Source organism: Frondihabitans sp. PhB161 (assembly GCF_003814635.1).
In the GTDB taxonomy this organism is placed as follows: domain Bacteria; phylum Actinomycetota; class Actinomycetes; order Actinomycetales; family Microbacteriaceae; genus Frondihabitans.
On the sequence record NZ_RKQW01000001.1, the window covers coordinates 1,136,687 to 1,148,496 of the forward strand.

General features: G+C 65.6%; 12 protein-coding genes. 7 read left to right on the top strand and 5 right to left on the bottom strand.

Annotation, left to right across the window (positions count from 1 at the left end):
- Window positions 1-385 precede the first annotated feature (385 nt).
- Window positions 386-1,582, top strand: a complete 1,197-nt coding sequence (locus EDF39_RS05535) for an Ig-like domain-containing protein (RefSeq protein ID WP_123941167.1) — start codon at window positions 386-388, stop codon at window positions 1,580-1,582.
- 1,225 nt (window positions 1,583-2,807) lie between these two features.
- On the opposite strand, the gene EDF39_RS05540 is transcribed toward EDF39_RS05535, so the two are convergent.
- A complete protein-coding gene (locus tag EDF39_RS05540) occupies window positions 2,808-3,182 on the bottom strand; it encodes a hypothetical protein (RefSeq protein WP_123941169.1) in 375 nt (124 codons plus the stop codon).
- A 58-nt stretch (window positions 3,183-3,240) separates the two neighbouring features.
- Here EDF39_RS05540 and EDF39_RS17460 point away from each other — a divergent pair, with 58 nt between their 5' ends.
- The gene (locus EDF39_RS17460; protein ID WP_158613164.1) at window positions 3,241-3,381 is read left to right on the top strand and encodes a hypothetical protein; all 141 of its coding nucleotides are present in this window, start codon (window positions 3,241-3,243) and stop codon (window positions 3,379-3,381) included.
- A 653-nt stretch (window positions 3,382-4,034) separates the two neighbouring features.
- Here EDF39_RS17460 and EDF39_RS05545 read toward each other — a convergent pair.
- A complete protein-coding gene (locus EDF39_RS05545; RefSeq protein WP_123941171.1) occupies window positions 4,035-4,361 on the bottom strand; it encodes a hypothetical protein in 327 nt (108 codons plus the stop codon).
- A 127-nt stretch (window positions 4,362-4,488) separates the two neighbouring features.
- The gene (locus EDF39_RS05550; RefSeq protein ID WP_370275159.1) at window positions 4,489-5,394 is read right to left on the bottom strand and encodes an oxidoreductase; all 906 of its coding nucleotides are present in this window, start codon (window positions 5,392-5,394) and stop codon (window positions 4,489-4,491) included.
- A gap of 35 nt (window positions 5,395-5,429) precedes the next feature.
- On the opposite strand from EDF39_RS05550, the gene EDF39_RS05555 reads away from it, so the two are divergent.
- Window positions 5,430-6,032 (top strand): TetR/AcrR family transcriptional regulator, encoded by a 603-nt coding sequence (locus tag EDF39_RS05555; protein WP_123941175.1) that lies wholly within the window; start codon window positions 5,430-5,432, stop codon window positions 6,030-6,032.
- Here the strand turns inward: EDF39_RS05555 and EDF39_RS05560 are convergent.
- Together EDF39_RS05560 and EDF39_RS17465 are read right to left on the bottom strand one after the other, a co-directional pair.
- Window positions 6,029-6,403: a DUF1622 domain-containing protein gene (locus EDF39_RS05560; RefSeq protein WP_123941177.1), complete on the bottom strand. Its 375-nt coding sequence runs from the start codon at window positions 6,401-6,403 to the stop codon at window positions 6,029-6,031. The genes EDF39_RS05555 and EDF39_RS05560 overlap by 4 nt on opposite strands.
- A 180-nt stretch (window positions 6,404-6,583) precedes the next feature.
- Complete coding sequence (locus tag EDF39_RS17465) at window positions 6,584-6,757, bottom strand: hypothetical protein (protein ID WP_158613165.1); 174 nt, start codon at window positions 6,755-6,757, stop codon at window positions 6,584-6,586.
- 503 nt (window positions 6,758-7,260) lie between these two features.
- On the opposite strand from EDF39_RS17465, the gene kdpF reads away from it, so the two are divergent.
- From kdpF to kdpC, 4 genes are read left to right on the top strand one after another with little or no spacing between them, the layout of a single operon-like run.
- Window positions 7,261-7,350 carry a K(+)-transporting ATPase subunit F gene (kdpF, locus tag EDF39_RS05565; RefSeq protein ID WP_123941179.1) on the top strand — a complete coding sequence of 30 codons (90 nt, stop codon included), beginning with the start codon at window positions 7,261-7,263 and terminating at the stop codon, window positions 7,348-7,350.
- Entirely contained in the window at window positions 7,350-9,026 is a 1,677-nt protein-coding gene (kdpA, locus tag EDF39_RS05570; RefSeq protein ID WP_123941181.1) for a potassium-transporting ATPase subunit KdpA, read from the top strand. The genes kdpF and kdpA overlap by 1 nt, the downstream gene beginning before the upstream one ends.
- A gap of 3 nt (window positions 9,027-9,029) precedes the next feature.
- A complete protein-coding gene (gene kdpB / locus EDF39_RS05575; RefSeq protein ID WP_123941183.1) occupies window positions 9,030-11,180 on the top strand; it encodes a potassium-transporting ATPase subunit KdpB in 2,151 nt (716 codons plus the stop codon).
- A gap of 24 nt (window positions 11,181-11,204) precedes the next feature.
- Window positions 11,205-11,810 carry a potassium-transporting ATPase subunit KdpC gene (gene kdpC / locus EDF39_RS05580; protein ID WP_123941185.1) on the top strand — a complete coding sequence of 202 codons (606 nt, stop codon included), beginning with the start codon at window positions 11,205-11,207 and terminating at the stop codon, window positions 11,808-11,810.

Consider the following 11,810-nt stretch of genomic DNA (forward strand, 5'->3'; position numbering starts at 1 on the left):
CCACCACCTCTAGTCGCTGGGCAATCCGAGAAAAAGTGAGACCAAATGCCGACGCGTGTCCCCTGTTTGGGTGTCGGCAATATGGCGGACGCGTAGGCTTTATTTATCTTGAGGTTGAGCGTCGCCGCTGAATTACCCGAGGTGGGGAAAAACCGAAATCTTCCCACCAGCCGGCCGTCCCGAAAGCTGTCACTCCTGGCAATGGAGACTCGAGTATCGCCGCACCGACCCGAAACCGGTGTCGCATTCTCACCTTTCTGAAATGGAAACATCTATGGCCATTCGGTCTTCTTTGTCGTTCCGCCCTAGCGCTAAGAGAGCGTCTTCGTCGGTGCTCGGGTGGCGAAAGAATCTTTCGATTTTCGCCACCGTTGCCGCTGCCGCAATGCTGACTTTCGGTGCTACACAGGCTGCTCAGGCCGCCATCGTTTCTGATCCGATCACTAATGTCACGGTCACTCCGGCTGACCCTGATCAGTACAGCCAGCTGACCACCACCATCGACTTCTGTGTTCCCAACTCAACCCAGGATGGCGACAAGTTCACTCTCACGCTCAGCCAGTACCTGACTGACCTCCCGACCGGCTTTAGTCTCAATGATCCGAAGACGAATGCGGTCGTCGCGACCGCGGCGTTGTCGGAGACAACTCCTGCCGTCATCACCTTCACCATGACCTCGTATGCCGCGACGCACCTCGACATCTGCGGCACCGCGTTCGTCAAGTCGAACTTCAACAACTCCGAGGTGCCGGCGGGTACGACAGTGCCCTTCACCTCGACCACGAGCTTCGGTAGGTCGTTCACCTCGGAGGTCACCCCCACTGGTGCCATCGGCAACCGCGCGAACGCTAACAAGTACGGCATCTTTACCCGCTCGGACGAGGGTCGCACCAATCCGACCGATTTCTTGACCTATCACATTAAAACCGCCGACGGCCCGTTCGATTCCTCGGTCGTCACCGATGTGGTCCCCGCAGCCGAGAAGTGGACGTTCGACTGCGCGACGCTCCGGTTCGCGAACGTCGCCACCGACGCGTCGTATAACTACCTCTCGGAGACTCCCGCGACGCCGACCTCACAGAATTGCACCCCGACCAGTTTGACCGTCCGCTGGGGCCCGCAGGTCGACCTCCATCACTTTGAAGCGTTCGTCTCCGTCAGCCTCGCTGCAGCGACTGGATCCGCCTCCGAGCCGGCCACGTTCAAAAATCTCGCGAACATCACAACGGTCGTCGGCTCCGTCTCGTCGAATAAAGCGGCCTCGGCATCAAATATGCAGTCCTCCGCGGGAGGCGCAGGATCCGGCACGGCCGTCCCGGTTTCTCCAGCTGCTTCGGCCCCGTCGGCGTCTCCCGCTCCGCAGACCAGCCCCGCTGGCTCGTCGGCTCCTGTCGCCGGCGTTAGCGCCGCCGCTGGCTCGGCGACTCCTGTCGCCGTAGCCGCCGCTGACTCCGGTTTGCTCGACACCGAGCTCGCCTATACCGGCACGAACTCGGCTCCCGCCGTCGGTATCGCTGCCGGCGTCGTCGTCCTCGGCGCTGCGCTCGTGGTCATCGGCTCTCGCCGCCGTCGCGTTAGCTGACCGGAACACCTGCCTGCCCAGCTTGGGGCTAGGCAGGTGTTTTGGGGCACCATGAGGGTGCTGGGTGGCGCCTTGAATCGACCTGACCGTGGCGCCGCCCGGTCCATTCCCGGGCGAGGTTTCCCTCATCTGGCAAGTGCGACGCCCCCGGCCCGAAGCGACGTAGCGTGCATCGGAGTCGGGCTCTTGCTGGTGTGCGGGTCGTCGTACCAACTGACTTGGCTGACCGGACGGGACCCCGGCTAAGGGGTCGGCGGCAACTTAGCTGGCGGCGCGAGTGCTGAAGATCGAACCGCAAAGCTGGTAGTGCTGCTAATGGACGAATATGTCACCGCTCTTATCCACGGCTTCCTTGGTGAGGTCGACTCATCTACCGGTTACTTGCAGGGCTAGCCGACCGCGGTTTCGACAGCGGATTCGACGACCTAGGCCGGGTCGCACCTCGACCGGAAGGAAAAGGAGGCCACCTTTGCCGCGCCGGACGTAGGCCTGCGTAACCACGGCCAGCGAGTCGTCAGCTTCGTTATGCCTCGACCGTCCGGCGGCCTATGGGCTACCGGGGCCTTCGAGCCGTGATGGGTGGGGGTGAGTGCCCCGGATATAAGGGCCTGTACGAGTCGATCAGCGTTGTGGACCGTGTCGCTCGCGGCGCTGATGCGGGGGTTGCCGACGCCCTTGGGGAGGTTGTCCCATCCAGGGCCGCCTCGTCGTCCAAGGGGCCGATATCGGCGCGCGCCGCGGCGAGGAGCGAACCGCAGACCGGCACGAGCCAGCTCACGAAGTCTCCGACCCGAAGCTCCCATCGGGGATCACCCACCTCTGGCTTACCAGCTCCCTCCCGAAGAGGTGCCCTGCACTGGAGCCCGGACGGTGGGTGGGAGCGCACCGACTGGCACACACTCCTGCACGAGGACGACGCCGCCGCCATCGAGTGAGCTAGCGCGACTGCTGATCGGCTTGGAGCTAGTCGCGCTCGCGCCGCTGGACGGGCATGACCCACTGAGCGCGGTCCTGCTCCCAGTCCGCAGCAGTGAGGACAGCCCCACGACATCAACGTCATGTTGACGTGCTCGGCGTCCTTGTCGTTGTGAACGCTTTGCCACCCGCGCGGCAGAGGGGCCATCTTGTCCCGGTTCGGCGAGAACAACCGCCACTCGTGGACGTCGTTGTCGTACTCGATGTAGGCCAGACCTAGGAACATGCCGTCACTGTAAGGCAGCCGTGGTCAGATCGGCACGGAGTCGAACCGCTCGTCGATCTGCGGGTCGTAGAGCGGGAGCTGCAGCGTCGCCATCGCCTGGATGACCAGGTTGTACTGCTCTCCAGACATCCATGAGCAGCTCACGGTGACGCTCTCGGGCGAGTAGCCGGCATCGATGCTGGCGCGCTGGTCCGGCGAGAAGAGTATGGTCTGTTCGCCGCCGTCGGCGCGACGGGCCTCGACCGTCCAGTCCGAGAACGCCCCGATAAGCGCCTGCTCCGCCGCGGCGAGGTCGAGCAGATCGAGCCCCGCGACCGGCTCGCCCTCCATCAGGGCCTCGTACACGGCGCGAGCGTCGAGCTGCTCGCTCGTTCTCCAGAACACGAACTGCTGGCTCATCGCATCTCCCTCTCGGCGGCGTCCACAGGATCCGCTCCCACCGTGCCACACTCGCCCGATGAGCGCCGCAGACCTCGACGGACAGCTGGACGAGATCTTCGAGCACGACGATCGGGACGACATGGCCCCGACCATCGCCGCCCTCCTCCCGCTGCTCGGCGCGCACCCTGGCGCACGCCCCTCCTCGAAGACGACATAGCGGCCCTGATCGGGGGAGCCTGACAGCGACCAACTCCGCCGGGAGCGCGACACATGGCAGGGCATGCTTCACGCAGGCATGGGGGAGTGAGAGCCGGGTTCCGGCATGCGGTGAGCAGTCTGCCGTCTCGACTCGACGTCGCGGCTCTGCATGGGCAGTTTCAGGCATCGTCGTCTCTGATCCCCGCCATAACGGGGTTCTCGGCATCCAGCCTGTTCTTTATGCGCTCCTTCGCGCAGGCGTGGCGGGACGATGAGCCGATAGTCCAGCAGAGTCCTGGACTATCGCCCCGGGGCCGCATTATCGTCCATCTCGACAAGGTAGACAGTCCGGGAGACCGCAACGCGCAGTGCCCACCTAGCGCCGAGGGCCCGGCGAGAGTAGGGGCGCCTCAACGCGTTCTCGTTGGCATGCCGTGAGCTCGAGGCGGAGAGCGACGTAGTCACCATCAGCATGCCGAAACTAGAGTGCGATACCTGTGCCTCAGTGGGTACGTGTTCATCCTGCTTCCGGTGACCAGTGCCCACGGCCGCTTCGGCGAGATCCTTGTCCTCAATGGCAGAGCATGCGGTGTGGCCGGCGCAGTTGCGCCGCCCTTCGGAGGATTCGCCGGAAATGGGAAGGATCCGCATGTGTGGCGGTTCGCGGGCCCTTCACTTGGCGTCGAGTCGCTCATTTGCGGTTTTCCACGTTGGAGGCAGATGAGCGCCAGGGGAGACCCAGTCAGCGAACGAACTTGCTTTCATGAGATCGCGGGTGCCAGTGACGAGGGCAGCGTGCAGTGGTCCTCGCACGAACATCTCGAGGGTCGAACGGTCGCGCCAGGCTGTCAGGGTGGAAAGCGTCCCCTGCAGCGGTGAGACCGCGAATCGGTAGCCGGCCAGCCCGACCGTCGTTGGCAGCGCCTGCCAGAGCTCCTGCGTCGAGACGATGATGGCGACCAGGTGGCGCCGGCTGCGCACCTCAAAGCGCGTGGCCATGGCGACATAGTCACGTTCGGGGTCGAGGGTAAGGACGCTCGTCCAGGCGGAGGACGGCATCAGCGTTGTTCCCGCAGTCGAAGGAGTACCGGGGCGAAGGTTGTGAACTGGTGGAGGGCGCCCGCGGTCATCGTGTTGGTGGCATCCGGGTCAGGTCCTCGGAGGCTGACCACAGGCCGGCCTGAAGGGTCGTGCTCCTTGCGGCGGCGGAGGCCTTGATCACCTGGGCGCCGCCGCGCATGTGGAACAGGTGCTCCGGCCCGGTGAAGGTGCCACCCGGCAGTTCCTCTGTAATGGCATAGAGAACCGGGAGGGCGCCCTGCTCGGGGCCTTGGCCGAGAATGGGCAGCAGGCGATCCCACAATCCCGGTTTCTTGTCGGCCGGGCCGTCGTAAATCGGTGTCACGACGAGCCCGGGGTGCGCTGCTAGAGCCCTGATGGGTGAGTCGGCTGCGCGCAGTTGGCGATCGAGCTCGAGGGTGAACATCAGGTTGGCCAACTTCGAATCGGCGTAGGCACGGCCGCCGGCATACGGACGGCTGCGCCAGTTGAGGTCGTCCAGGTTGAGCTTGCCCATTCGCTCCGCTTGGGACGACACGGTCACGACGCGGGAGGTGATCTGGGGGAGGAGCCGGGTTGTCAGAAGGAAGTGCCCGAGGTGGTTGGTGCCGAATTGGCTTTCGAAGCCGTCCTTGGTGCGGCGCAGCGTCGATTCGGACACGCCGGCGTTGTTGACCAGCACGTCGATCTGCTCGCTCGTCTCGTCAGCGAAGCGGCGCACCGAGGCCAGGTCGGCCAGATCGAGTTCGCGCACGAGGTGGGAGCCAACGAGGCCGGGAAGGTCTGCTGCGACCCGGCGACCCTTGTCGGTGTTCCGGACTGCGAGGATCACTCGGGCGCCTCGGGCGGCGACGGCCGACGCTGTGGCTCGTCCGATGCCGCTGGTTGCCCCGGTGATGATGATGGTGCGGCCAGCCATACCGGCGGCGGAAGGTGAGTTCGTCATAACCGTCAATGTAGACGCCGCACACATTGTTGTCAACGTCTACATCGAGGTAAGATCGAGCTGTGTCCACGCCTTATCACCACGGTTCGCTTCGCGAGGTCCTCCTCGCCGAGGGCCGGCAGCTGTTGATGGAGGAGGGGCCCAACGCGGTCACGATCCGAGGGCTTGCCAAGCGAGCCGGGGTCAGCCACAGCGCACCCCTTCGACACTTCGCTGACCGCGACGCACTGTTGGACGCGATCGCGGCCGAAGGGTTCGAGGAACTCTCGGTGGCACTCAGCGCCGCGGAAGGGCAAGACGACTTTGCCGCTCAGTTGCGCGATTATGCGCACGCACATGTTCACTTCGCACTAGACAACGGCCCTCTGATGGAGCTGATGTTCGCAGGCAGCCCACGCGCGGTGGACTCGCCTGCGGCTAGTGCGGCAAGCAGGTTCTTCGCGCGGGGCGCCGCCATGCTCGGTGAAGACGGCGAGGGCCGTCCTGGCCCACTTCCGTTCCTGCTCGCCGGCATGCTCGAGGGGATCAGCTCACTTGCCAGCACCGGCCGACTCGTTCCCGACCAAGTGGACGAGGTCACGGATGCCGCCGTTGCGGTGTTGCTCCCCGCCATTGTCGAGCAACTGGATCGGGTGCAGCGCGGTATCAGCGGCCAGCCTCGCTAGGAGTCAGTTGGCTCGGTCTCCCCGGCAGACGCCGCAGATTGCTTCTGCCAGGGCCATCGTCCCGTTATTTCCAGCTCGAGGGAGAAACTGAGGAAGGTCCGGATGAGGACGATAACGGCTAGTACTGCAACAGATTCCAGAGTGGGGGTGACCGCGACGGTTCGGATGATGTCCGCGGCCACGAGGAGCTCTAATCCGAGGAGGATGGATCGGCCCAAAAACTGTCGGTAGGGCCTGTAAATGGGGCGCTGCCGACGAATGAAGCGGACGATCGCGTATACGGTTGCGGCAAAGGTGCCGACGACGACGGCGGCTACACCGGCAGCGTCGATACAACGGCCGGCGAGTTCGACCCAATTCTGGAAGCTCATTCAGGGAGGGTATCGGCCCCAGGCGCTCCCTAGTCAGCCACTTCTTGAGCCTCCTTGCACTCCTGACGCATCGCCTTTTAGAACCGGCAGGTCGGAAGGATCGAAAATCTGCAGTTCTGTCGAGACAGCGTGCAGCGGCGGTGAAGGGATGATGGGGAGCCCCTCGCGCTCCTCCCGGGGCTACGACAACGGCCGCTTGGACTTACGAAGATTCAGGAGTCCAAGGGTGGTGTTCACCGCTCCGAGTACGGCGAGAACCCAGCCGGAAGGGTGACCTGTGGTGACGATTCCAAGGCCCGAGACCAGCATCACGAGCGCGCAGAGGACGTAGAACTTGGCCTGGTTTCGAGTCACCCTCACAGTATGGCCCGACCGGAATGGCCCACACCATTGCTAGTGGAGCCGGCGACGGAGCGCCGGCGCTCTCTCCTCTGCTGCCCTTCGGGTGGCCTTGCGCCCACTACGAGGTTGACGACGCCTCCGCGGGAGTCACCCGGTGCCGTTGCGATCAAAGCCAGCTGCCAGAGGGCTCACCGGCGAGACTCCAGTAGATGCGTATCCGCAGCGGCACGATCAGCAACTACTGGAGTCTCGCGCGTCGGGAGGCACGAAACGACGCGGGCGTTAGGAGTCCGTTAGGGAACGAGGCCCCGGCGTAGGGATGTCGTTAGGACGGCCGGCGGGAGCGCGCGGCGGGTATCTACTGACCTGCTGTGCCCCTCGGGGGCATCGGGCCCCGATCGGGGTCTCGCCCGTTCGTCTCCGGTTGGAGTTGTAGTGCTCGACATCGTCTACATAGCCGTCGTGATTGCCGTCTTTGCGGTCGTCGCCCTCGTTGCGAGGGGTGTGGAGAAGCTGTGATCGTCTTCAACGTCATTGCGGCCGTCCTGGCCGTGGCCGCTCTCGTGTACCTGGTCTACGCGCTCGTGAAACCGGAGCGCTTCTGATGACCAGCACCGTTTCGGGGCTCCTCACCATCCTGACGCTCGTCGTGATCCTCGCGGTGCTCCACCGCCCGGTCGGCGACTACATGGCCTGGATCTACACGACCAAGAACAACTGGAAGATCGAGCGCGGCTTCTACCGCCTCATCGGCGTCGACTCGGCTTCCGAGCAGACGTGGCGGGCCTACCTTCGCGGGGTCCTGATCTTCTCTGTCGTCGGCGTCTTCTTCGTCTACGTCATCCAGCGGATCCAAGAGATCCTGCCCTATTCGCTGGGCTTCCCCGCCGTGCCGCAGGGCCTCGCCTTCAACACGGCCGTCTCGTTCGTCACGAACACGAACTGGCAGTCGTACAGCCCCGACGTCACACTCGGGTACGCCGTGCAGCTCGGCGGCCTCGTCGTGCAGAACTTCGTGTCGGCGGCTGTCGGCATCGCGGTCGCGGTCGCGCTGATCCGCGGCCTCGCCCGGATCAAGAGCGGCACTCTCGGCAACTTCTGGGTCGACCTGACGCGCGGTATCACCCGCCTCCTGCTGCCCGGCGCGATCATCGCCGCGGTCGTGTTGATCATCGGCGGCGTCATTCAGAACTTCAACGGCTTCGAGAGCATGACGACTCTCACCGGCGGTTCGGCGTCAATTCCGGGCGGACCGGTCGCCTCGCAGGAGGCGATCAAGGAGCTCGGCACGAACGGCGGCGGCTTCTACAACGTCAACTCGGCGCACCCGTTCGAGAACCCGACGGCCTGGACCAACCTGTTCGAGATCGTGCTGATGCTCATCATCCCGTTCTCGCTCCCGCGCACCTTCGGCAAGATGGTCGGCGATGTCCGTCAGGGCTACGCCATCGTCGCCGTGATGGGTGCGATCTACGCCGCCTCGCTCGCCGCCATGACCTGGTTCGAGCTGAACGGCGCCGGCACCGCGACCCGTCTCGCCGGAGGGGCGATGGAGGGCAAAGAGGACCGCTTCGGCATCTGGGGTTCCACCCTGTTCGCCACCACGTCGACGTCGACCTCGACGGGAGCCGTCAACTCGGCCCACGACTCGTTCACCTCGCTCGGCGGCATGATGGCGCTGCTCAACATGATGCTCGGCGAGATCTCGCCCGGCGGAACCGGGTCGGGCCTCTACGGCATGCTCGTGCTCGCGATCATCACGGTGTTCATCGCCGGCCTGCTGGTCGGCCGCACCCCCGAGTACCTCGGCAAGAAGATCGGGCCGCGCGAGATCAAGCTCGCCTCGATCTACATCCTGATCACCCCGACCCTGGTGCTCACCGGAACGGCGCTGAGCTTCGCGATCCCCGCGATCCGCGACAACGTCGAGAAGGTCTCGATCTGGAACCCCGGCCTCCACGGCTTCACCGAGGTGCTCTACGCCTTCACCAGCGCGGCCAACAACAACGGCTCCGCCTTCGCCGGCATCACGGCGAACACTCCGTGGATGAACACGGCCCTCGGCGTCGCCATGCTGCTCGGCCGGTTCCTGCCGATGGTGTTCGTGCTGGCACTCGCCGGCTCGCTCGCTGCCCAAGACAAGGTGCCCGCGACCGCCGGCACCCTGCCCACGCACCGGCCGCAGTTCGTCGGCCTCCTGATCGGGGTGTCCGTCATCGTGACCGCACTCACCTACTTCCCGGTGCTCGCACTGGGCCCGCTCGCTGAAGGGCTGAAGTAACGCATGTCCACCATCACCGAACACCGCACGGACGAGGATCCCGCGCCCACCGCGACGAAGAAGGGCGCCTTCTCCGGCGCGCAGCTCGTCGAGGCTCTTCCCGGCGCCTTCAAGAAGCTCGACCCGCGCGAGATGTGGCACAACCCGGTCATGTTCCTCGTCGAGATCGGCGCGGCCTACACGACGATCCTGGCGATCGCGCAGCCGTTCACGGGCGGGGCCGGCACGTCCGGCGGATCGACCGTGCCCGGATCCTTCACCTGGGCCATCGCCGTGTGGCTCTGGCTCACGGTCGTCTTCGCGAACCTCGCCGAGTCGGTCGCCGAGGGCCGCGGCAAGGCGCAGGCCGAGAGCCTGCGCAAGACGCGCACCAGCACGACGGCGAACCGTGTCGACTCCTACGATGCGGCCGCCGACGCCGCAGCCGAGAGCGCGACGCTCTCGTCGGTGTCGTCAGCCGATCTCACGCTCGGCGACACCGTCGTGGTCACGGCCGGTGAGCTGATCCCCGGCGACGGTGACATCGTCTGGGGCATCGCGAGCGTCGACGAGTCGGCGATCACCGGAGAGTCGGCCCCCGTCATCCGCGAGTCGGGCGGCGACCGCAGCGCCGTCACCGGCGGCACCCGGGTGCTGTCGGACCGCATCGTCGTGACCATCACGTCGAAGCCCGGCGAGACCTTCGTCGACCGGATGATCCGCCTCGTCGAGGGCGCGTCGCGTCAGAAGACCCCGAACGAGATCGCGCTCAACATCTTGCTCGCGTCGCTCTCGATCGTGTTCGTCGTCGTCTGCCTGGCTCTCAACCCGATCGCGTCGTACTCGAACGCGGCCGTGTCGATCCCGGTGCTCATCGCCCTGCTCGTCTGCCTCATCCCGACCACCATCGGCGCGCTGCTCAGCGCCATCGGTATCGCCGGCATGGACCGCCTGGTGCAGCGCAACGTGCTCGCCATGTCGGGACGCGCCGTCGAAGCGGCCGGCGACGTGACGACACTGCTGCTCGACAAGACCGGAACGATCACCTACGGCAACCGTCAAGCGGCCGAGTTCCTGCCGATGGACGGCGTCGCGGTGAACGAGCTGGTCGAGGCCGCTGCGACGTCGTCGCTCAGCGACCCGACGCCCGAGGGCAAGTCGATCGTCGATCTCGCCGTCACGCTCGGCTACGTCCGCGCCGAGAGCGTCGCCGGCGACATCGTGCCCTTCACCGCGCAGACCCGCATGTCGGGTCTCGACCTGCCCGACGGCTCGCAGATCCGCAAGGGGGCCGGCGGAATGGTGATCGCCTGGATCGAAGACGGCACGTCGCTCGCGGTGGGCGAGCGCCACGCACTCGACACCTCGATCGAGGCCGTGTCGAACGCCGGAGGCACGCCCCTCGTCGTCGCGACCCGCGCCGCGAACGGGAGCGGAAGGATCCTCGGGGTCGTCTACCTGAAGGACGTCGTCAAAACGGGTCTGGCGGAGCGGTTCGCCGAGCTCCGCACCATGGGAATCCGCACCGTGATGATCACCGGCGACAACCCGCTGACCGCCAAGGCGATCGCCGCCGAGGCCGGGGTCGACGACTTCCTCGCCGAGGCCACGCCTGAAGACAAGCTCGCCTTGATCCGTCGCGAGCAGGAGGGCGGCAACCTCGTCGCGATGACGGGTGACGGAACCAACGACGCCCCCGCGCTCGCTCAGGCCGATGTCGGAGTGGCGATGAACACGGGCACTTCGGCCGCGAAGGAGGCCGGCAACATGGTCGACCTCGACTCCGACCCGACGAAGCTCATCGACATCGTGCGCATCGGCAAGCAGCTGCTCATCACGCGGGGCGCGCTCACGACGTTCTCGATCGCGAACGACGTCGCGAAGTACTTCGCGATCATCCCCGCGATGTTCGCCGGGATCTTCCCGGGGCTCGGGCTGCTCAACATCATGCAGCTGCACTCGCCGGCGTCGGCCATCCTGTCGGCGATCGTCTTCAACGCGATCATCATCGTGATCCTGATCCCCCTGGCTCTGCGCGGCGTCAAGTACCGGGCCGCCTCGGCCTCGGCGATCCTGAACCGCAACATCCTGGTCTACGGGGTCGGCGGCATCGTCGCGCCGTTCATCGGCATCAAGATCATCGACCTCGTCGTCTCGCTCCTCCCGGGCTTCTAGCCCTCGTACTGGAAAGGAAGAATCATGAACACCCGCACACTCGCCCGCCAGTACTGGGTGGCCATCCGCGCGATGATCGTCTTCACGATCGTGCTCGGAGTCGCCTACACCGCAGTCATCACCGGCGTGGGGCAGCTCGTTGCCCCCGCTCAGTCCAACGGCTCCGTCGTGAAGGTCGACGGCGATGTCGTCGGCTCCGCTCTCATCGGCCAGAGCTTCACTGATAAGAAGGGGAACGCTCTGCCGGAGTGGTTCCAGTCGCGCCCCTCGGCCGCCGGCGACGGCTACGACGCCACCGCGTCGAGCTTCAGCAACTACGGCCCCGAGAACGACGACCTCATCGCCGCTGTCAAGGAGCGCAAGGCCGCCATCGCCACAGAGAACGACGTGCCCGCCTCGAGCGTGCCCGCCGACGCGGTGACGGCCTCCGGATCGGGGCTCGACCCGCACATCAGCCCGGCCTACGCGCTGCTGCAGGTCGACCGGATCGCCGAGGTGCGTGACCTCCCGGTCACGAAGGTCCGCGCGCTCGTCGAGTCGATGATCCAGAACCGCGACGCCGGCTACCTCGGCGAGAAGACGGTCAACGTGCTCCAGTTGAACGTCGCGCTCGCCGGGCTGAAAGGCTAG

Coding starts and splice junctions, on each gene's coding strand:
- kdpB (WP_123941183.1), top strand. CDS start 9,030: ATGTCCACCATCACCGAACACCGCACGGACGAGGATCCCGCGCCCACC.
- EDF39_RS17460 (WP_158613164.1), top strand. CDS start 3,241: ATGAGCGCCGCAGACCTCGACGGACAGCTGGACGAGATCTTCGAGCAC.
- EDF39_RS05540 (WP_123941169.1), bottom strand. CDS start 3,182: ATGAGCCAGCAGTTCGTGTTCTGGAGAACGAGCGAGCAGCTCGACGCT.
- EDF39_RS05545 (WP_123941171.1), bottom strand. CDS start 4,361: ATGGCCACGCGCTTTGAGGTGCGCAGCCGGCGCCACCTGGTCGCCATC.
- EDF39_RS05560 (WP_123941177.1), bottom strand. CDS start 6,403: ATGAGCTTCCAGAATTGGGTCGAACTCGCCGGCCGTTGTATCGACGCT.
- EDF39_RS05550 (WP_370275159.1), bottom strand. CDS start 5,394: ATGTGTGCGGCGTCTACATTGACGGTTATGACGAACTCACCTTCCGCC.
- kdpA (WP_123941181.1), top strand. CDS start 7,350: ATGACCAGCACCGTTTCGGGGCTCCTCACCATCCTGACGCTCGTCGTG.
- kdpC (WP_123941185.1), top strand. CDS start 11,205: ATGAACACCCGCACACTCGCCCGCCAGTACTGGGTGGCCATCCGCGCG.
- EDF39_RS05535 (WP_123941167.1), top strand. CDS start 386: ATGCTGACTTTCGGTGCTACACAGGCTGCTCAGGCCGCCATCGTTTCT.